This window comes from Flavobacterium sp. CS20 (genome assembly GCF_018080005.1).
GTDB lineage: Bacteria > Bacteroidota > Bacteroidia > Flavobacteriales > Flavobacteriaceae > Psychroflexus.
The window spans coordinates 2012501-2033546 of the sequence record NZ_CP073015.1 but is presented as its reverse complement, the minus strand read 5'-3'; the positions used below and the strand labels follow the sequence as shown (position 1 = coordinate 2033546).

General features: G+C 34.5%; 18 protein-coding genes, 2 rRNA genes and 1 pseudogene (1 of these 21 only partly in view). 15 read left to right on the top strand and 6 right to left on the bottom strand.

Going from position 1 to position 21046, the window contains the following annotated elements; all coding sequences use genetic code 11:
• Window positions 1-99 precede the first annotated feature (99 nt).
• The 4 genes and pseudogenes from IGB25_RS09600 to IGB25_RS09585 all read left to right on the top strand — a co-directional run bounded on the left by IGB25_RS09600 (window position 100) and on the right by IGB25_RS09585 (window position 5083).
• Window positions 100-1287: an acetyl-CoA C-acyltransferase gene (locus IGB25_RS09600; protein WP_211064819.1), complete on the top strand. Its 1188-nt coding sequence runs from the start codon at window positions 100-102 to the stop codon at window positions 1285-1287.
• A gap of 141 nt (window positions 1288-1428) precedes the next feature.
• Window positions 1429-3238, top strand: a pseudogene (locus IGB25_RS09595) (acyl-CoA dehydrogenase family protein).
• Window positions 3239-3477: 239 nt separating this feature from the next.
• On the top strand, window positions 3478-4533 hold the full coding sequence (locus tag IGB25_RS09590; protein WP_211064818.1) for a mechanosensitive ion channel family protein: 1056 nt from the start codon (window positions 3478-3480) through the stop codon (window positions 4531-4533).
• Between the two features lie 175 nt (window positions 4534-4708).
• Entirely contained in the window at window positions 4709-5083 is a 375-nt protein-coding gene (locus IGB25_RS09585) for a DNA cytosine methyltransferase (protein WP_211064817.1), read from the top strand.
• 510 nt (window positions 5084-5593) lie between these two features.
• On the opposite strand, the gene IGB25_RS09580 is transcribed toward IGB25_RS09585, so the two are convergent.
• Together IGB25_RS09580 and nadE are read right to left on the bottom strand one after the other, a co-directional pair.
• Window positions 5594-5830: an addiction module protein gene (locus tag IGB25_RS09580; protein ID WP_211064816.1), complete on the bottom strand. Its 237-nt coding sequence runs from the start codon at window positions 5828-5830 to the stop codon at window positions 5594-5596.
• 203 nt (window positions 5831-6033) lie between these two features.
• Entirely contained in the window at window positions 6034-6816 is a 783-nt protein-coding gene (gene nadE, locus IGB25_RS09575) for an NAD(+) synthase (protein WP_211064815.1), read from the bottom strand.
• Window positions 6817-6898: 82 nt separating this feature from the next.
• Between nadE and gldB the strand changes: the two genes are divergently transcribed.
• The 9 genes from gldB to IGB25_RS09530 all read left to right on the top strand — a co-directional run bounded on the left by gldB (window position 6899) and on the right by IGB25_RS09530 (window position 12719).
• Window positions 6899-7861 carry a gliding motility lipoprotein GldB gene (gene gldB / locus IGB25_RS09570; protein WP_211064814.1) on the top strand — a complete coding sequence of 321 codons (963 nt, stop codon included), beginning with the start codon at window positions 6899-6901 and terminating at the stop codon, window positions 7859-7861.
• Between the two features lie 3 nt (window positions 7862-7864).
• On the top strand, window positions 7865-8206 hold the full coding sequence (gene gldC / locus IGB25_RS09565; protein WP_211064813.1) for a gliding motility protein GldC: 342 nt from the start codon (window positions 7865-7867) through the stop codon (window positions 8204-8206).
• Window positions 8196-8579: a GTPase gene (locus tag IGB25_RS09560; RefSeq protein ID WP_211064812.1), complete on the top strand. Its 384-nt coding sequence runs from the start codon at window positions 8196-8198 to the stop codon at window positions 8577-8579. The genes gldC and IGB25_RS09560 overlap by 11 nt, the downstream gene beginning before the upstream one ends.
• A gap of 301 nt (window positions 8580-8880) precedes the next feature.
• Window positions 8881-9087 (top strand): hypothetical protein, encoded by a 207-nt coding sequence (locus IGB25_RS09555; protein WP_211064811.1) that lies wholly within the window; start codon window positions 8881-8883, stop codon window positions 9085-9087.
• A 439-nt stretch (window positions 9088-9526) separates the two neighbouring features.
• Window positions 9527-10375, top strand: coding sequence for a MotA/TolQ/ExbB proton channel family protein (locus tag IGB25_RS09550; protein WP_211064810.1), 849 nt, complete (start codon window positions 9527-9529; stop codon window positions 10373-10375).
• A 3-nt stretch (window positions 10376-10378) separates the two neighbouring features.
• On the top strand, window positions 10379-10822 hold the full coding sequence (locus IGB25_RS09545) for a hypothetical protein (RefSeq protein WP_211064809.1): 444 nt from the start codon (window positions 10379-10381) through the stop codon (window positions 10820-10822).
• Window positions 10823-10825: 3 nt separating this feature from the next.
• Window positions 10826-11440: a biopolymer transporter ExbD gene (locus tag IGB25_RS09540; protein ID WP_211064808.1), complete on the top strand. Its 615-nt coding sequence runs from the start codon at window positions 10826-10828 to the stop codon at window positions 11438-11440.
• Between the two features lie 18 nt (window positions 11441-11458).
• The gene (locus IGB25_RS09535) at window positions 11459-11941 is read left to right on the top strand and encodes a biopolymer transporter ExbD (protein ID WP_211064807.1); all 483 of its coding nucleotides are present in this window, start codon (window positions 11459-11461) and stop codon (window positions 11939-11941) included.
• A gap of 76 nt (window positions 11942-12017) precedes the next feature.
• Window positions 12018-12719, top strand: a complete 702-nt coding sequence (locus IGB25_RS09530) for a porin family protein (RefSeq protein WP_211064806.1) — start codon at window positions 12018-12020, stop codon at window positions 12717-12719.
• Here IGB25_RS09530 and IGB25_RS09525 read toward each other — a convergent pair.
• From IGB25_RS09525 to IGB25_RS09510, 4 genes are all read right to left on the bottom strand, one after another.
• A complete protein-coding gene (locus tag IGB25_RS09525; RefSeq protein ID WP_211064805.1) occupies window positions 12716-13324 on the bottom strand; it encodes a hypothetical protein in 609 nt (202 codons plus the stop codon). The two genes, IGB25_RS09530 and IGB25_RS09525, sit on opposite strands and share 4 nt — an antisense overlap.
• Window positions 13324-14769 carry an RNA polymerase factor sigma-54 gene (gene rpoN / locus IGB25_RS09520; protein ID WP_211064804.1) on the bottom strand — a complete coding sequence of 482 codons (1446 nt, stop codon included), beginning with the start codon at window positions 14767-14769 and terminating at the stop codon, window positions 13324-13326. The genes IGB25_RS09525 and rpoN overlap by 1 nt, the downstream gene beginning before the upstream one ends.
• Window positions 14770-15006: 237 nt before the next feature.
• Window positions 15007-16449, bottom strand: a complete 1443-nt coding sequence (asnS, locus tag IGB25_RS09515; protein WP_211064803.1) for an asparagine--tRNA ligase — start codon at window positions 16447-16449, stop codon at window positions 15007-15009.
• Between the two features lie 15 nt (window positions 16450-16464).
• Window positions 16465-17151 (bottom strand): phosphoadenylyl-sulfate reductase, encoded by a 687-nt coding sequence (locus IGB25_RS09510; protein WP_211064802.1) that lies wholly within the window; start codon window positions 17149-17151, stop codon window positions 16465-16467.
• A gap of 366 nt (window positions 17152-17517) precedes the next feature.
• Between IGB25_RS09510 and IGB25_RS09505 the strand changes: the two genes are divergently transcribed.
• Together IGB25_RS09505 and IGB25_RS09500 are read left to right on the top strand one after the other, a co-directional pair.
• A 16S ribosomal RNA gene (locus tag IGB25_RS09505) occupies window positions 17518-19043 on the top strand.
• Between the two features lie 172 nt (window positions 19044-19215).
• Window positions 19216-21046, top strand: a 23S ribosomal RNA gene (locus IGB25_RS09500); it runs 1046 nt beyond the window's last position.
• Together the 16S and 23S rRNA genes form the textbook arrangement of a ribosomal RNA operon.

Here is a 21046-nt window from a genome sequence, read left to right as displayed (position 1 = left end):
TTAAATGTTTGAGTATTTGAAAAATTGTATAATAATGATTAAAAACCTATTTAACCCCCTGTAGGTAAATTCCCCCTTTTGGGGGTTAGGGGGCTTCCTATGAAAACAGCATATATAGTAAAAGCATACAGAACAGCAGTTGGTAAAGCACCAAAAGGTGTATTTAGATTTAAGCGACCAGACGATTTGGCCGCTGAAACCATCAATTATATGATGAAGCAACTTCCAGAATTTGACAAATCTCGTATTGACGACGTCATTGTCGGTAATGCAATGCCCGAAGCCGAACAAGGATTAAATGTTGGGCGATTAATTTCTCTTATGGGATTAAAGACTGAAGAAGTTCCAGGCGTAACCATCAATCGGTATTGTGCATCAGGACTCGAATCTATAGCCATCGCATCAGCAAAAATCCAAACAGGAATGGCTGATTGTATCATCGCAGGTGGTGCAGAAAGTATGAGTTACATTCCTATGGGTGGTTATAAACCAGTGCCAAATTATGAAGTCGCAAAACAAGGTCACGAAAGTTATTATTGGGGAATGGGTTTAACTGCAGAAGCCGTTGCCAATGAATATAAAGTTTCAAAAGAAGACCAAAACGAATTTGCATTTCAATCCCATCAAAAAGCCATTAAGGCTCAAAAAGAAAACCGTTTCAAAGATCAAATTGTGCCGATTGAAGTTGAAGAAATATTTGTGGATGAGTCTAATAAAAAGCAAACAAAAACTTACACCGTTGACCAAGACCAAGGCCCACGAGCTGATACTTCAATTGAAGTCTTAAACAAACTTCGTCCTGTATTTGCTGAAGGCGGAAGCGTAACTGCAGGTAATTCATCTCAAATGAGCGACGGTGCAGCTTTTGTAATGGTTATGAGCGAAGAAATGCTTAAAGAACTCAATCTTGAACCTGTAGCGAGATTGGTAAGCTATGCAGTAGCTGGTGTAGAACCACGCATAATGGGTATTGGTCCAATAAAAGCCATTCCTAAAGCTTTAGAACAAGCAGGACTAAAGCTCAAGGATATGGAATTGATTGAACTCAACGAAGCTTTTGCATCTCAATCGATAGCCGTTAGAAGAGAATTAGATATCAATCCAGACATTTTAAATGTGAACGGTGGTGCCATAGCATTAGGTCATCCGTTGGGTTGCATCGGCGGAAAATTATCCGTTCAAATATTTGATGAAATGAAAAAACGAAACCTTAAAAACAAACACGCTATGGTAACAATGTGTGTCGGAACTGGGCAAGGTGCAGCTGGGGTTTATGAAGTGTATTAAAAAAACCTCACATAGCCTCCTCTAAGGGGAGGAACTAAGGATAATGTGTATAATAAAATGAATTTAAAATAAAGTATAATTAAACATTCTCTTTTCTACCTCTCCTTTGGAGAGGGTTGGGGAGAGGCTAATAAGAGGATTATGAAAACAACAGAAAAACAAAATGAAATGATTCGTGGCGGTCAATTTATCGTTAAGGATACAAAGGCAGAAGATATCTTCACACCAGAAGATTTTTCAGAAGAGCAAAAAATGATGCGCGACAGCATCAAAGAATTTGTGGACAGAGAAATTTGGCCTAAAAAAGAAGAATTTGAAAAGAAAAACTACGCTCTCACCGAAGAAATTATGAACAAAGCCGGTGAACTCGGTTTTCTTGGTGTAGCTGTTCCAGAAGAATATGGCGGTCTAGGAATGGATTTTGTCTCTACAATGTTGGTATGTGATTATATTTCTGGAGCAACGGGTTCAATAGCCACAGCTTTTGGAGCACATACTGGCATTGGCACTCTACCTATTTTACTCTATGGCACAGAAGAGCAGAAAAAAAAGTATATCCCAAAACTCGCTACGGGTGAATGGTTTGGAGCTTATTGTTTAACCGAGCCTGACGCTGGATCAGATGCCAATTCTGGAAAAACCAAAGCCGTTTTATCTGATGATGGTAAATACTACAAGATTTCTGGTCAAAAAATGTGGATTTCAAATGCTGGATTTTGCGACTTGTTTATCGTGTTTGCAAGAATAGAAGACGATAAAAACATCACAGGGTTTATCGTTGAAAAAGATTTAGAAAACGGAATTTCTCTAGGTGATGAAGAAAAGAAACTCGGCATTCATTCATCGTCAACACGTCAAGTGTTTTTTAATGAAACTAAAGTACCAGTAGAAAATTTATTAGGCGAAAGAAATGGCGGTTTTAAAATTGCGATGAACGCCTTAAATGTAGGGCGAATCAAATTAGTCAGCAGCTTGTCTTGATGCCCAACGTCGAGTGATTGGTTCAGCAGTTAAATATGCCAACGACCGCGTTCAATTCAACACACCAATATCTCAATTTGGAGCGATTCAGCAGAAATTTGCAGAAATGGCTACTGCAGTTTATGCAGATGAAGCGACTTGCTACAGAGTCGCTAAAAATATTGAAGATAGAATCAACCTTAGAAAAGAAAGCGGAAATTCTCACCAAGAAGCCGAACTGAAAGGCGTTGAAGAATTTGCCATTGAATGCTCAATTTTAAAAGTTGCGGTTTCAGAAGACATTCAAAGATGCACTGACGAAGGTATTCAAATTTATGGCGGAATGGGTTTTTCTGCCGATGCACCGATGGAGTCTGCTTGGAGAGATGCACGTATTTCTAGAATCTACGAAGGCACCAATGAAATCAACCGTATGCTTTCTATAGGTATGTTGGTAAAAAAAGCAATGAAAGGTCATGTTGATTTTATGGGACCAGCTCAAGCCGTCAAAGACGAATTGACAGGTGTTCCGTCTTTTGATACGCCTGATTTTTCAGAATTGTTGTCTGAAGAATTAGATATGATAAAAAAACTCAAAAAAGTGTTTTTGATGGTATCTGGTGCAATTGCTCAAAAATATGAAACAAAGTTGGAAGAACAACAGCAATTACTTCTTGCATCAGCTGATATTTTGATAGAAATTTATATGGTCGAATCTGCTATTTTGAGAGCTAAAAAGAACGCTAATGCTAAAGGCGAGGACACTCAAAAAGTTCAAATTGCAATGGCTCAACTAAAATTGTATCACACTGTAGAAAAAATCAGTGAAAAAGCCAAAGAAGCTATTATTTCATTTGCGGAAGGCGATGAACAAAAAATGATGTTGATGGGATTAAAACGTTTTACGAAATATTACAATTATCCTAATATTGTTGAGTTACGTAAAACTATCGCTAAACGTGTGATTGAAGATAATTCATATAAGTTTTAAATATTATTTTGTTAAAAATTTAACCTGTAGTTTTATAACTGCAGGTTTTTTTATGCTCATAATCAATATCAATTTTCAAGACACACTTAACAACCATCAAATTAAGATTAGAAAGGAATTAATCTAATCTTTAAAAACCAATGATATACTTCTGATAACTAAAATTGATAAAACTACATAATAATGAAGATAATCATAATAAAATTAACGAAATTTGACCTTATCAAAGATCATTAAAAATGAATCATATAATAGAATCGTTAATTAAGCCTACTGTTGTATTGATTATATTGGTAATCCTACTGATTTTTAATTCATGGATTTTTAAGAGGTTTAAATCAACAAAATCGAATCGAAATATTATAAAAGGTGCAATTTCATTATTTATAGTTCTTGTTAGTACATTGTCATTTATTTTAGTCTTGCCAATTGATAAAGCTTTAAAAGGACAAATATTGGGCTTTCTCGGAATTATTATTAGTGCAGGAATTGCTTTGAGTTCAACCACTCTTCTAGGTAACATAATAGCAGGAATTATGAATAATTCTATGAATCGTTTCAGAAATGGAGATTTGATAAAAATTGGAGACTTTCAAGGAAGGGTAATTGAAAAAAGTATTTTTCATACGGAAATTCAACTGGAAGATAGCAATTTCATTACAATTCCAAATCTCTATATAGCCAGTTATCCCGTTAAACTAACAAGAAAAACGAATACCGTAATTTCCACTTCAGTTTCATTAGGATATGACATATCTCGTGAAAAAGTAGAGAAAACTTTAAAGAATGCGACCAATGAAACTGGTTTATCCGATCCTTATATGTACATAACAAACTTAGGCGATTACTCAGTTGCATATAAAATTCACGGATTTTTAGAAGATAGTAGTAAATATTTTAGTACGACATCACTACTTAACGCTAAAGTAATAGATAAACTTCATGCTGAGAACATAGAAATTGTATCACCAGCTTTTATGAACCAACGACGAATAGATAATGTAGAATTTATTCCAAAACAAATAGCTAGTAAAACAAAAGCTGTTAATGAAAAACCACCAGAGGATTTAATATTTGATGAAGCGATCAAATCTGAAAAACTGGAGACAAAAAAAGATTATCTTAAAGAAATTGACAAAAAACAAACGGCTTTAAAAGAGAAGCTAAAGGATTTGAAAGATGATAAAGATATTGAAAAGACAAAATCTAGAATTAAAAGAAATGATGAAATGCAAGATCAAATCAAAAAAAATATTGAAGAACAAATCAAAAAAAATAAAGATAAAGCAAATTGATATTAACGAAACAACCATAAAATCATTTGTTGAATCCATACGAAAAGACCCCAAAATTCGTAAAGAGCTTGATTTTGGATATTCTTATGACTAAAAAACCGTGATACTTTATCAAATTATCCGCATTATGGAACAATCCTGAAGAAACTCAATGGAATTCACAAAAATTAGAACTATGAAAAAACCATTAACATACATTAGTCTATTTAGCAGTGTAGGAGTTGGGTGTTATGGCTTTAAACAAAATGGTTTTGAATGCATTGCTACAAATGAACTTCTTACAAAAAGGCTAAAAATACAGACTTTTAACAACAAATGTAAATACGATAGTGGTTACATTGATGGAGATATTACAAAACATGATGTAAAACAAAAACTTCTTGATGAATTAGAATTTTGGCAAGAAAAACATAAAATTAAAACACCAGATGTTTTAATTGCAACGCCACCTTGTCAAGGTATGTCTGTTGCTAATCATAAAAAGAATGACGAAATAACAAGAAATTCTTTAGTTGTTGAATCACTAAATCACTATGGACTAAAGTCATAGTTTTCTTACCGTCTAAAGAATCTCTATTTATGTTTATCTGAATCATAGAAATGCATATCAATGATAGTGTTGTCCAAACCTACTCGTTTTAAATGAACGCTTAAACTGCCTGATTTTTTATGTAGTGTATCTCTTCCATATTTTAAAAAACATTTGTTTTATCATTTAATTCAATTTTTTAAAAAACTTTTCAGACTGTAACTTAAAAAAAATGCTATTTGCTCTTCTTTTTGTTGAGGTCTTGACAAGTGTTAAATAAAGAATATACAATCACTTTATCTTTAATCATCTCGTAAATAATTATAAATTTAAAACGTTTTATAAATGCTTCTCTATAGGGTTTTCGTTTTTGTGGAAAGTGTGTTGGGTTTGCTGTTATTCTCTCAAAATAAGTATCTAAATGTTCTAAAAATTCTTCGCCTAAACCTAAGCGTTTTCTTCATAATAAAGATAGGCTTGAACGATTTCTAAGTTAGCTTCATGTTTAATTTCTAAAATATAAGACATCTATTAGCTGACGTTTCTTGCATTTTGTTTGACTTGTTCCCATGTTAAAGATTGACTTTTATTTTTTAAATGGGCTTCTCTGCGTTTGTCAATCATTTTGTATTGTTCCTCGCTTAAAGTGATTTCTTGATTATCGTTTTGATAACTTTCAGCTAAGGCTTTCATCATTTTTAATAGTCTTATGTCTGCTGTATCTATGTATTCCTTAATAGTATTTCTTAAATCTATTGTTGACATCATATTTTTTTTCTAATGTAAATATACAATTTATGTTTAACAAGTCATAATACAAGTGCGTTACAATTTTTAAAACTTCTTTTTTTTTGGATGGCGATAACAACTATAAATCTTAAGGATTAGTTTGTATTAAATTTAGCCTGTTGCTATTGAGTTGCAGGTTTTATTAATGGTTTAAAACATATAAAAAAACAGAACTTTATCTATTACTTCAATTCAGGTGGAATCTTACAAACCGGAATAGATTGCATCTTATGTTGGTTGGCTTGGTTAAGTTTTTTATAAATTTTTAAAACTTGCTGTTGTTTTGGATTCAAATCTGTGAGGTCTTTGTCATCAGCAGTCATTGCCCATTCTAATTCGTCATAACTGGCACCGAGTTGATCTTCATCGCTTCGGCTATCGCTAAAAAGCCCATCGGTTGGGGTGGCATTCAAAATCTCATCTATGATATTGAGTTCTCTGCCTAAGGCGTAAACTTCAGACTTCATTAAGTCGGCAATAGGACTGAGATCCACACCGCCATCGCCATATTTGGTATAAAAACCAACTCCAAAATCTTCAACTTTATTGCCAGTGCCTGCTACTAAATAGCCGTGCAACCCAGCAAAATAATATAACGTACTCATACGAAAACGGGCTCGTGTGTTGGCTAAACTTAATGCTTTTTGATCAGTATCAGGTGTTTGTGGAATTGTAGATTGAAAGGTGTCAAAAGTCTCAGTCAAATCTATCTTAAGACTGCTGACATTGGCAAACTGGTGTTTTAAATTGTTAATGTGTTTTTCAGCTCGACTCACTTGATTGGGGTCTTGATGAATTGGCATTTCAAGGCACAAAACACGAAGTCCAGTTTTTGCACAAAGAGTGGAAGTTACAGCAGAATCTATCCCACCAGAAACACCTACCACAAAACCATTTTGTTGACTTTGTTCGGCGTAATCTTTTAACCATTTTACAATATGATTAATAATAGCTTGTGTATTCATGCGTTTGTATTTTGGTATATTTGCGAAAATTTGTTTAAAAGTAAAGAAAACTAAGTTTCACTCCTAAGCCTTAATAGTTTTTATGAAAAAAATATCATTTGTCTTTTTTGTTTTATGTTTTGGCATTTTGTTTTCATGCCAAGATTCAAAACAAATTAAACCTGAAATTGCTGAGATGAAATTAGAAGTTGATTTCATTCGTTTTGATAGTATTTTTTCTGATGCTGAACCGCAAGATTTACAACGTTTACAAACGGAGTATCCTTTTATGTTTCAAAAATCAATTCCTGATAGTTTGTGGCTTTTGAAAATGCAAGATTCTTTACAACAAGAAATAGAAAAAGAGGTGTTGGTCACATTTTCTGATTTTTCAAAATATCAAAGTGAAATCACGTTATTTTTTAAACATTTAAAATATTATTTTCCAAATCAATCAATTCCTAGAGTGGTAACTTTGGCTGAATATGTCGATTACAAGTCGAAAGTTGTTTTAAATGATGAACTGTTATACATTTCTTTAGATAATTATTTGGGTCAAGATCATAGATTTTATAAAGGGTTTCAAAATTATATTTCTATTTTACAAACCCCAGAACAAATTTTACCTGACATCGCAACACAATATGCCAATAAACTCATTGATTTTCCACAGTCACGTACATTTTTAAGTCAAATGATTTATGAAGGAAAAAAACTTTATTTTAAATCTCAACTTTTGCCTTGGGTTGAACAACATCAATTGATAGGCTATTCAAGAGATGATTTTCAATGGGCAAAAAACCAAGAGTTTATGGTTTGGCAATATTTTGTAGAAAGAGATTTGTTGTATTCAAGTCAATCTGATTTACGACGAAGATTTTTGCAATCAGGATCGTTCACTAAATTTTATTTAGAAATAGATAATGAAACACCGCCAAGATTAGGGCAGTATATCGGGTGGCAAATCGTAAAAGCTTATGCTGAAAAACATCCAGACAAAAGCTTAAAAGAAATTATAGAAATACCAGAACAAGACTTGTTTAATCAATCAAAGTATAAACCTTAAACTATGAGTAATAAAACATCAGATATTCTTTTGCGTGTTACAACAGACGAAAACAAAATTCCAGAAAGCATAACTTGGTCTGCAGAAGACGGTGGCGTTGAACAGGCAGAAGCTAAAGTCGCTTTTTTATCTATTTGGGATCATAAAGCTAAAGAAAGTCTGCGTATTGATTTATGGACAAAAGATATGCCCGTTGATGAGATGAAGCATTTTTTTCATCAAACTCTTCTCACTATGAGCGATACCTATTATAGAGCAACACAAGATGAAAAAATGAGTGAAACTATGAAAGATTTTTGTGATTATTTCGCCGAAAAGTTAGAATTAAAAGACAATGGAAAATAAAAGCAAACCACAACTCATTTTTGTTTACAATGCCGATTCAGGTCTTAAAAATGCGTTATTAGATTCTGCTCACAAAATATTAAGTCCAAAAACCTATCAATGTAAGTTGTGTGAATTAACCTATGGTGTATTTAAAGAAAAAAAAGCTTGGAAAGAGTTTAGAGAAAATTCTGATGTAGATATGAAATTTTTGCATGCCGATGAATTTATTAAACTGTATAACTCTAAATTTAGACCCAACTTTGAATTGCCTGTGATATTGTTAGAAAATCAGTATGATTTGGAAGTGCTTATAAGTTCAGAAAAGTTTAACTCTATTAATTCTTTAGAAGGTTTAATAAAACAAATCAAACGGATATTAAAAACGCTATAAAACAAGTTTCTTATTATAGAGCTTTTTTAAATTAAAATTGATTTAAACAAAGACGTTGAGTTTGTTCTTTCAATTTCATTATATTATTTTTTGTTTCTAAAGTTTTAAGTTTGGTTTTTTTATAAGCCTTGCTATTAGTAAAACGTCTCGTTGTATTCTAATATCAAATGTTATTTTAGATATCTCCTGTATATAAGGAAGCCTTACAATATACGTCGGTATTATTTCTACATTTTTTTATTAGCGATATTGTTTATTCAAATTAGTATAAAAAGCATTATCTTAGTACAAAAATAAAACCATGTCAAAAGTTAGAATTTTTAGTACAAAATCTTCGGTAGAATCTATGGGCTTACAAAATTATTTTACAGCAAACAATCAATATTATGAGGTGATAGATAAAACCGATTCGTCTTATGCTTCCGTGTTTGGTGATATTGAATTTTATGTGAAAAAAAAAGATGAGAAAAAAGCTCAAGATTTATTGGATGCATATTTTGAAGACTGATTTTAGACTCCTAAAGTGTAAAAGGACTTATCTATATGTAAAGAATACTTGGTTTAAATGACCTGACTTTTGAAAATGAACAAATGAGTGACAACTTGATTTTGTTTATTAAAAAGAATCTAATTGTATAAGAGTGTTGTGTTGTTTGACTTTGTATTGCGGTTGCTGTTGGAGGTTAAATAGACAAATGCAAGTATTTTAAAGTCTATTTAAAACTTTAAGTGAGAAAATACCAAAAAAATTAATAGGATTTTTATTATAGACTTTATTTCTATACCTATTACATATACAGTAATTTAAATGACTATATACTATATAAAATGCTAAATCTAAAATCATAAAAAGAGAAGCATTTTAATTTTTTTTTTGTGGGATATATATTTTTTCTATATTTAACCAAAATTTATAAAATCAAATATTAACTCTAAGACAAACAACAATGAAAAGATTATTTTCAACTTTAACCATTCTGTTTTTTATGGTTTTTGGTATTTACGCGACAAATGTAAACGCTTCAAACTCAAACTATGACAACTTGCCAGCATTTATTCTAACAGATGAATCAGCTGTAGAATTAGAGACTACTGCTGTAGTTGGAGAAAACCCTGTAATTCAAGAAGAGCCAGAAGGAGAAACAACTGCAGAAGAAGATTTAGGTTTCCATCAAGAACTTAAAAAACGTTTTATAGAAGGAGGACCAACTTTTATGGGAATTGTACTTTTATGTTTAATCCTTGGTCTTGCTATTGCCATTGAAAGAATTATTTTTCTCAATGCCTCTACAACAAACTCTAAAAAATTAGCTCAAAAAGTTGAAGATGCTCTTGAAAGCGGTGGTGTAGATCTTGCAAAAGAGGTTTGTAGAAATACAAGCGGTCCTGTGGCTTCAATTTACTATCAAGGTTTAGATCGCGTAAACGAAGGTATTGATGTCGCTGAAAAATCTATTGTAGCCTACGGAGGTGTTCAAATGGGACAATTAGAGAAAAACGTCTCTTGGGTTTCTTTATTTATTGCCTTAGCTCCGATGCTTGGTTTTATGGGAACTGTAATCGGTATGATTAATGCTTTTGATAAAATTGAAGCCGCAGGTGATATGCAACCTTCACTTGTTGCAGGAGGTATTAAAGTCGCCTTATTGACAACTGTATTTGGATTGATTGTTGCAATTATATTACAAGTATTTTATAACTTTATAGTTGCTAAAATTGATAGTATTGTAAATGATATGGAAGATGCTTCAATTACATTAGTTGATATATTAGTTGCTCACAATAATAAAAAATAAATAATGACAAGATTTTTAAATATTTTCAAAATAGTTATCGGAGTTCTTAAGACATTTTTCTTTGCGAGAATTATGATAGAATCTGATGATGCGATTAAAGAACAAGCCAGTCTGCAAACTAGCTTGATTAGCCCAGATCTTTACCTTGCTTATATCGTTTTAGGAATAACGATCTTATTGGTTCTTATATTTACCTTAAAAGACATCTTACGAGGTAATGTTAAGAAAACACTCATTTCTGTTGGTTTATTTGTATTAGTTGTTCTAATATCTTATTTTGGACTTTCAGGAGATTATGGTACGGGTTTTGCGGTTAGTGATACCAATACATTGTCTGAAAACGGTGCTTTATGGGTTGGTGCAGGGCTTTACACATTTTATATACTTGCATTAGTAGCCATTGCAACTATGTTTGTTTCAACAGTTAAAAAAGCAATTATCTCTTAAATTATGGCAAGAAGAAGCTCACCAGAAGTCAATGCAGGATCAATGGCAGATATTGCTTTTTTGCTCCTCATTTTCTTCTTAGTAACAACAACTATAGAAACTGATAGTGGTATTAATAGAAAACTACCACCTATCGAAGATCAACAAGATCCACCACCATTGAAAGAAAAAAACATCTTTATAGTTTTGATAAATTCAAATGGAGATTTATTAGTTGAAGATGAACCTATGGATTTAAAAAATCTCAAAACAGTCGCCATTCAGTTTTTAGATAATGGTGGAGGAAAAGGCGACGAAGCATGCAATTACTGTCAAGGTCCTGGTAATCCGAATTCATCTGACAATCCAGTAAAAGCTGTTATCTCACTACAAAATAATAGGTTGACAAAATATTCGGATTATATTGCTGTTCAAAATGAATTAGTTGTCGCTTACAATGAGTTAAGAGATAGAGAAGCAAAACGATTATTTGGTGTAACTTTCCGAGAAATGGAAGAGGCATTCAAGAGTGAAAGCTATACTGTTGACAAGGATAAATTGAAAGAACGAATTGAGCAAATTAAAGATATGTATCCTCAAAAATTGTCTGAAGCCGAACCTAAACGTACTTCAAATTAAACATTTAAAGATTTAATTATGTCTAAATTTAAAAAGAAAAAAAGTGGTGATTTACCAGCTATTTCTACTGCATCATTACCCGATATAGTTTTTATGCTTTTGTTTTTCTTTATGGTGGTAACTGTAATGAGAGATACTTCAATTAAGGTGAAAAATAGATTACCTTATGCTGATCAGGTCGAGAAACTTGAGAAAAAAGATTTAATTATGTATATCTATGCAGGCGAACCTTCTGAACGCTATCAATCCATTGCTGGTACAGAGGCTCGTATTCAGCTTAATGATAAATATGCGAGCTTAAAAGATATCAAACAATTTGTTTTTGAAGAACGTCAAGATACACGTGAAGAATTGAAACAAGCTTTAATTGCTGGTCTTAAAGTAGATAAAGAAACCAATATGGGTTTAGTTTCAGATATCAAAACTGAATTGAGAGAAGCCGAAGCTCTAAAAATTACGTATATCACGCGAAAAGGATCTGCATTTAAAAATTTAGAGTAAATAATTAGTTTTTATAAATTTTCAGAAAAGCACCTAAATGTAGGTGCTTTTTTTTATTCAGTGTATATTTGTTTTGATGAAGAGATTATTAACATTTTTTACCTTTTTTATATTTCTAACTTCTGTAAGCCAAAACTTAATTGATAAAAACTTTGCTGAAGTCGATAGCCTATACCGTGAAGATCAATTTTATGTTGGTTTGGGGATAGATATTTTAGTCAATAAACCGAAAGATATGTCTCAGTCTGGATTCTCTGGCGGTTTACATTTTGGGTATATCAGAGATATGCCATTAAATCAAGAAAGAAATATTGCCATAGGCATCGGGTTAGGTTTTTCTTTTGACACATATTCACATAACCTTTTTATAGGAGAAACCGATACAGACCAAAGTATTTTTGACGTGATTGATAGTGGGGTTGAATTTAATACCAATAGATTTTCAACTCAAGTCATCGAAATGCCAATTCATTTTAGATGGCGTACTTCAGCAATTGGTGATGATTCTGCTTTTTGGAGAAACAATACCGGATTTAATATTGGTTATATGTATCATTTCAAATCTACTTTTGAACAGCCAAACAATACCGTTAACCAAACAGATTTAGACGAACTTAACAGAGCCAGATTTGATTATTACTTTTCATTTGGTAAAAGTAAAATCAATTTCTTTTTTAGATATAATCTTAATTCTATTTTTGATGCTAAATTATCAGATACACAAGAAGACCTAAAACTCAATGTCATCAAAACTGGTGTGGTTTTCTATATTCTTTAAATAAACCAGAATTTCAAAAATATCAATTGAGACACGACCCCAAGTATTAAACCTGATACCAATTCGTGCAATTTGTGAGATTTCATTGACAATCTTGAGCTCATCACCCAACCAACAGCAAACACACTCAAACTTATTATCCATAATTTGTCAATTTGATAATAAAGACTAAAGCTGATAATAAAGTAGGAAAAACTTGATATAGCAGTGGTGTGAAGGCTGATTTTATAATTCAAAAAAGACAGAATTACGCAGACTAAACCACTAAAAAATACAGCCGAAAAAAAATAAAACGGAACCTTATAATGCACAGGGTCAAAAATATAGTTGATTATAATGGCACTCATAGTTGTATAAAACAAAAGCGGAAGTCGCCTTTGTTTGATTTTTTTAAGATGAAAACTATCAATAATTCTCAAAGGTTTCAATAATATTAAAAAGAAAATTGGAATAAAAACCGTCAGCAAAATCACCGATAGAATTTTAGCTATCATATTCTCATAAGTAAACATAAAATTAACGTGATAAAAATAAAAACACATGGCATATGTAGAGAGCCATAAAGGATGGAAGATATAAGACCCTAAATCAAGAAAAGTTTTCATTACAACTCTTTTCGAAGTCTCGCTACAGGAATATCCAAAACCTCTCTGTATTTGGCTACCGTTCGGCGAGCAATAGGATAACCTTTTTCCTTCAAGGCTTCAACAAGTTTAGAATCTGTGTAAGGGTTTTGTTTATCTTCATTGTCAATAATGTTTTGCAAAATATTTTTTATTTCTCGAGTAGAGACGTCATCGCCTTTATCGTTTTTCATTGATTCTGAGAAAAAATCTTTTATCAGTATAGTGCCATAAGGCGTATCTACATACTTACTGTTGGCAACCCTTGAAACCGTACTGATATCCATATCGATTTTTTCAGCAACATCTTTAAGAATCATAGGTTTAAGATTTCTTCCGTCACCGGTTAAAAAATACTCACGCTGAATATCCATAATGCAAGACATTGTTGATATCAACGTATTTTGTCGCTGTTTAATCGCATCGATAAACCATTTAGCCGAATCCAATTTTTGCTTGATAAAAAGCAAAGCCTTTTTTTGATCTTTGGTCTTTAGTGCATTCTCTTTATAGCTCTTGAGCATATTGTTATAATCCCTTGAAATATGCATATGCGGAACATTTCTTGAATTTAGAGTTAACTCCAGCTCGTCATTTTTAATTCTAATCGTAAAGTCAGGCGTAACCTGATCTACTGGTTTTGACCTTGACGAATAAGATGCCCCAGGCTTAGGATTAAGATGTTCAATTTGCTCAATAGCCGCTTTTAATTCCTCATCCGAAAGTTTAAATTTATGCTTCAGCTTTTCATAATGCTTCTTAGAAAACATATCAAATGCGTTTTCTAGAATATCTATAGCAATTTTCACATCTTTATTTTCTGGTTTTCTTTTGAGTTGAATAATAAGACATTCCTTCAAATCCTTAGCACCAACGCCAGCTGGATCCAATCTTTGAACAATTTTCAAAACCCTCAAAACCTTTTCCTTAGTCACATAAAGGCTTTGTGTAAAGTCCAAATCATCAATAATATCTTCAATATCTCTTCTGATGTAGCCCGCTTGATCAATACTACCAATCAAAAAATCCGCAATCTGTTCTTCTTCCTCATCAAGCCTAAATGTATGAATTTGAGATTTTAAATGATCAAAAAACGATTTTCCCGAAGCATAAGGCACTTTATTATCATCATCGTCAGCACTGTAGTTGTTAGAATAAGTTTTATAACTCGGTATTTCATCATCACTCAAATACTCATCCACATCAAACTCAGTCTCAATAACTTCGTGCTCATCATCTTGACTATTATCCATATCTTCAAAGTTATCTTCTTCCTCTTTTCCACTTTCAAGTGCGGGATTTTCCTCAAGCTCTTGTTTGATTTTCTGCTCAAAAGCCAAAGTTGGTAGTTGAATTAACTTCATCAGCTGAATCTGTTGTGGAGACAACTTTTGAGATAATTTTTGACTGAGTTGTTGCTTTAACATCTAAAATAGTTTATTATAAAAATACAAAAAAAGCTTATTCAATACTCTATTTAACAAAGCTTTTCAAAAAATAATTTAGGGCTTCAATCGAACCTGCCTAGTGGCAAAGACAGGCTATCTGCTATATTTAAGCTCGTGTTGGAGATGCCACGTATCTTGGTCAAGATAAATATTTTTTCAAGAATCCCTAAGCCAAGAACACAAGCTTACAGCAAAATGATTAAAAAATAAAGTGAATTAAAAGTCTAAATTTTTAGGCGATCGTGGATAAGGAATAACATCTCTAATGTTAGGCATTCCTGTAACAAACTGAACCAAGCGCTCAAAGCCTAAACCAAAACCACTGTGCTCACAAGTACCAAAACGTCTTGTATCAATGTACCACCATAATTCCTCCTCACTAATGTCTAAAGCTTTCATTTTTTCAACCAAAACCTCAAGTCTTTCTTCACGCTGAGAGCCGCCGACAATTTCACCAATGCCAGGAAATAAAACATCCATAGCTCTCACTGTTTTTTTGTCGTCGTTCAAGCGCATATAAAATGCCTTAATATTAGCTGGATAATCGTATAAAATAACGGGACATTTAAAGTGTTTTTCCACTAAAAACCGTTCGTGCTCACTTTGTAAATCTGCACCCCATTCTTCTATAATGTAATCAAATTTCTTTTTCTTATTAGGCTTAGAATTTTTTAAAATATCAATAGCTTCAGTATAACTTACGCGTTTAAAGTTGTTATTCGTAATAAATTGAAGCTTTTCTATAAGCGACATTTCACTGCGTTGTAGCTTGGGCAATTTAGCTTCCTCCTTGGTCAAACGTTGCTCTAAAAAATCTAAATCTTCCATGCAATGTTCCAGAACATAGTCAATAACATATTTTATAAAATCTTCAGCCAAGTCCATATCACCTTCAAGATCACAAAACGCCACCTCAGGCTCAATCATCCAAAATTCAGAAAGATGACGAGTTGTATTAGAGTTTTCAGCCCTAAAAGTAGGACCAAACGTATAGACTTTACCAAGACCTAAAGCATAAGTTTCAGCTTCAAGCTGACCGCTAACAGTAAGGTTTGCAGGTTTACCAAAAAAATCTTGTTTAAAATCAACCTCGCCGTTTACCGTTTTAGGAATAGATTTTAAATCAAAATTAGTCACCTTAAATGTTTCTCCAGCACCTTCGGCGTCAGAATTAGTAATTATAGGTGTAGTAACATATTGAAAATCTTCCTTTTGAAAATAGGCGTGAACCGCAAAAGATAATTTAGACCTTAAACGCATCACAGCACCAAAAGTATTTGTTCTCACTCTAAGATGAGCTTGTTCTCTAAGCTTTTCTAAACTGTGATTTTTTGGAGATAAAATCGTTTTTCTAACATCTTCACTATTAGCTTCTCCAAGTATTTTAATGTTTTTGACGTCAATCTCCACACGCTGACCCTGACCTTGGCTTTCTACCAAAGTGCCTTCAACTGTTACAGCACATCCAACATTTAATTTTTTAATAAACTCATCACCATATTCATCAGTTGGTAAAACGCATTGAATATTGCTTAAGCAAGATCCATCATTCAAGGCTAAAAACATATTATTTCTAAAAGATTTCACCCAAGCCTTAACTTGATATTCTTCAGAAATTCTACCTTCACTTATAATATGTTTAATACTAATGTTTTTCATTTTATATACATTAAATTAGATGTGTAGTCCACATTCGGTTTTAGCAAGACCAACCCATCTTCCTTCTCTCTCAGCTCCTTTTTTTGTGCAGTGTTTACACCCAATAGAATTGTAGCCTTTTAAAACCAATGGGTTAGTGTCAAGTTGATGTGTTTTGATGTATTCGTTTCTCTCTTCAATTTCAACATCTATGATAGGATAAAACCTAATGATATCATCTTTAAACTCAAAAATGTTAAGATTTTTCCGATGACTATTTTGAGACCGCATCAATCCTGAAGCCCAAACATTAAAATGCTTTTTAATTTTTTCTATAGGTTTTACCTTATTGATATAACAACACTGATCTGGGTTTTTTTTCCACAACTTCTCATCTCTTGTTTTAAAATGTTCCTCATAGTCTGGTATAATATTATAGACTTCCAAATTATATTTTTTAGAAAGCTCTCTTTTATATTCAATTGTTTCTTCAAAATGATAAAATGTATCTATAAAGTAAACTTTAGGCTTTACGGGCGCATTTTGACTAAATAGATGCAAAAGAAAAGAAGAGTTAGCCGCAAATGAAGATGTGACAAGCATTTCTTCGCTTGAGAAATCTTTGTAAATCTCCTGTATTCTTTGGTCTAAACTTAATTGAGCATACTTTTTGTTTAAGTTGTCAATTTGTTCTTTATAAGTATGAATATCTTTAGTTTTCATAATTGACAAAATTAAATTTTTATTACAGACTACAAATATATTTAATGATGTAAATTTTTTTAGTTTTTTTAAAAAAAATAAAAACCTCACAGTCAGCGTTTTAAAATAATGTTTTACATAATTAAAAAAAATATGGTTTTTTTTTGAAAAAGTATTTGTTGAAAAGAAAAAAGGTATTACATTTGCACCCGCTTTCGGGCGAAACAAAAAGATTAAAAAAGTACATTGACATATTGAATTGACAAGCTGATTAGAGATAATCAGCAACGCGTAAAGATAAGCGAAAAAAACAAACATACCCGAGTCAACAGATTTTGGTGTTTTTAAAAGTATAGATTAGAAAAGTTATACTTATAAACAGAAACAACAATGAAGAGTTTGATCCTGGCTCAGGATGAACGCTAGCGGCAGGCCTAACACATGCAAGTCGAGGGGTAACGCTGAGTGCTTGCACTCAGGCGACGACCGGCGCACGGGTGCGTAACGCGTATACAATCTACCCTTTACTAAGGAATAGCCCATGGAAACGTGGATTAATGCCTTATAGTACGCAGACCTCGCATGAGCGTCTGGGTTAAAGATTGCGGTAAAGGATGAGTATGCGTCCTATTAGCTATTATGTAGGGTAACGGCCTACATAGGCAATGATAGGTAGGGGTTCTGAGAGGGAGATCCCCCACACTGGTACTGAGACACGGACCAGACTCCTACGGGAGGCGACAGTGAGGAATATTGGACAATGGGAGCAATCCTGATCCAGCCATGCCGCGTGCAGGAAGACGGTCCTATGGATTGTAAACTGCTTTTATACAGGAAGAAAAAGCCCGACGAGTCGGGTGTTGACGGTACTGTATGAATAAGGATCGGCTAACTCCGTGCCAGCGTACGCGGTAATACGGAGGATCCGAGCGTTATCCGGAATTATTGGGTTTAAAGGGTCCGTAGGCGGGATAATAAGTCAGTGGTGAAAGTTTGTGGCTCAACCATAAAATTGCCATTGATACTGTTATTCTTGAGTTATTGTGAAGTGGTTAGAATGTGTAGTGTAGCGGTGAAATGCATAGATATTACACAGAATACCAATTGCGAAGGCAGATCACTAACAATGCACTGACGCTGATGGACGAAAGCGTAGGTAGCGAACAGGATTAGATACCCTGGTAGTCTACGCAGTAAACGATGGTTACTAGCTGTTTGTCTCAATTGAGAGATGAGTGGCTAAGCGAAAGTGATAAGTAACCCACCTGGGATGTACGTTCGCAAGAATGAAACTCAAAGGAATTGACGGGGGCCCGCACAAGCGGTGGAGCATGTGGTTTAATTCGATGATACGCGAGGAACCTTACCAGGGCTTAAATGCAAATTGACAGGTCTAGAAATAGATTTTTCTTCGGACAATTAGCAAGGTGTCGCATGGTTGTCGTCAGCTCGTGCCGTGAGGTGTCAGGTTAAGTCCTATAACGAGCGCAACCCCTATGGTTAGTTGCTAACAGGTTAAGCTGAGAACTCTAGCCAGACTGCCGGTGTAAACCGCGAGGAAGGTGGGGATGACGTCAAATCATCACGGCGCTTACGTCCTGGGCTACACACGTGCTACAATGGTATGTACAATGAGCGACCACTACGCGAGTAGGCGCAAATCTCAAAAGCATATCACAGTTCGGATCGGAGTCTGCAACTCGACTCCGTGAAGCTGGAATCGCTAGTAATCGCACATCAGCCATGGTGCGGTGAATACGTTCCTAGGCCTTTACACACCGCCCGTCAAGCCATGGAAGCTGGGAGTGCCTGAAGTTCGTCACCGCAAGGAGCGACCTAGGGTAAAACTAGTAACTGGGGCTAAGTCGTAACAAGGTAGCCGTACCGGAAGGTGCGGCTGGAATATCTCCTTTTTTAGAGTATTTTGCTTAAATGCAAATACGGCTGAGTATAGTCTATACTCGTTTATCTTTACTTGTCAATTTAATATAATAATATTCAGCATAAGTTAATCTAACATTAATTTATACTACAAAAAGTTCATTGACATATTGTAATAATAAAGAGTAGAAATACAGAAGGTATTAAAAAGTTTGTAAAGGGCGTATGGTGGATGCCTAGGCTCTCAGAGGCGAAGAAGGACGTGATAAGTCGCGAAAAGTTGCGGGGATCAGCACATGTGAAATGATCCGCAAATCTCCGAATGGGGCAACCTGGCATATTGAAGATATGTCATGATGGATTTATTCATCAAGCAAACCTAGTGAACTGAAACATCTAAGTAACTAGAGGAAGAGAAAACAACAGTGATTTTGCTAGTAGCGGCGAGCGAACGTGAAACAGCCCAAACCAATATTGTTTCGGCAATATTGGGGTAGTAGGACTACAACATTTCTGTGCATTATAACTAGAACAATTTGGAAAGATTGGCCATAGCGGGTGATAGTCCCTTATAGGTAGTTAGTGTATAGGATAGTAGTATCCTGAGTAGCGCGGGGCACGAGGAATCTTGCGTGAATCAGCCGGGACCATCCGGTAAGGCTAAATACTCCTGAGAGACCGATAGTGGACTAGTACCGTGAGGGAAAGGTGAAAAGAACCTTGAATAAAGGAGTGAAATAGAACCTGAAACCATACGCTTACAAGCGGTCGGAGTATTGACGATTGTGTCAGTATGACGGCGTGCCTTTTGCATAATGAGCCTACGAGTTATTGTTAATGGCCAGGCTAAGTAATTCAGTTACGGATCCGTAGCGAAAGCGAGTTTTAACAGGGCGATTATAGTCATTAACAATAGACGCGAAACCGTGTGATCTACCCTTGGGCAGGTTGAAGCTTTGCTAATCCAAAGTGGAGGACCGCACCCGTTGACGTTGAAAAGTCTTGGGATGACCTGAGGGTAGGGGTGAAATACCAATCAAACACGGAAATAGCTCGCATGCTCCCGAAATGCATTTAGGTGCGACGATTAAATAGTTTTATAGAGGTAGAGCTACTGATTGGATGCGGGGGCTTCACCGCCTACCAATTCCTGACAAACTCCGAATGCTATAAAATATTTTTAATCAGTGAGGGCATGGGTGCTAATGTCCATGTCCGAGAGGGAAAGAACCCAGACCATCAGCTAAGGTCCCCAAATATATACTAAGTTGACCAAACGAGGTTGAACTGCTTAGACAGCTAGGATGTTGGCTTGGAAGCGACCATTCATTTAAAGAGTGCGTAACAGCTCACTAGTCGAGCGGTTCGGCATGGATAATAATCGGGCATAAGTATATTACCGAAGCTATGGTACTGACAAAGATTACTTTCGTCAGTAGGTAGGGGAGCATTGTAATTTGGGTAGAAGATGATCTGTAAGGGTTGTTGGACTAATTACAAAAGAAAATGTAGGCATAAGTAACGATAATGCGGGCGAGAAACCCGCACACCGAAAGACCAAGGATTCCTCAGCTATGCTAATCAGCTGAGGGTTAGTCGGGACCTAAGGCGCACCCGAAAGGGGAAGTCGATGGACAAGCAGTTAATATTCTGCTACTTGCTTTAAGTTAAACGAGACGGTGTATAGATGTTAGTGCCTCCTGACGGAATAGGAGGTTGAATCACAAGAGATTGTGAGATAGTACAACAAAGCTTCGGTGGCGTTGATAATCTAGCGTATATACATCCAAGAAAATCAATTAAAGCAACCCGTACCGTAAACCGACACAGGTAGTTGGGATGAGAATTCTAAGGTGCTCGAGAGATTCATGGCTAAGGAACTAGGCAAAATAGACCCGTAACTTCGGGAGAAGGGTCTCCTGAGTGTGCTTGCACACGTCAGGACGCAGTGAAGAGGTCCAGGCGACTGTTTATCAAAAACACAGGGCTCTGCTAAATCGAGAGATGCAGTATAGAGCCTGACACCTGCCCGGTG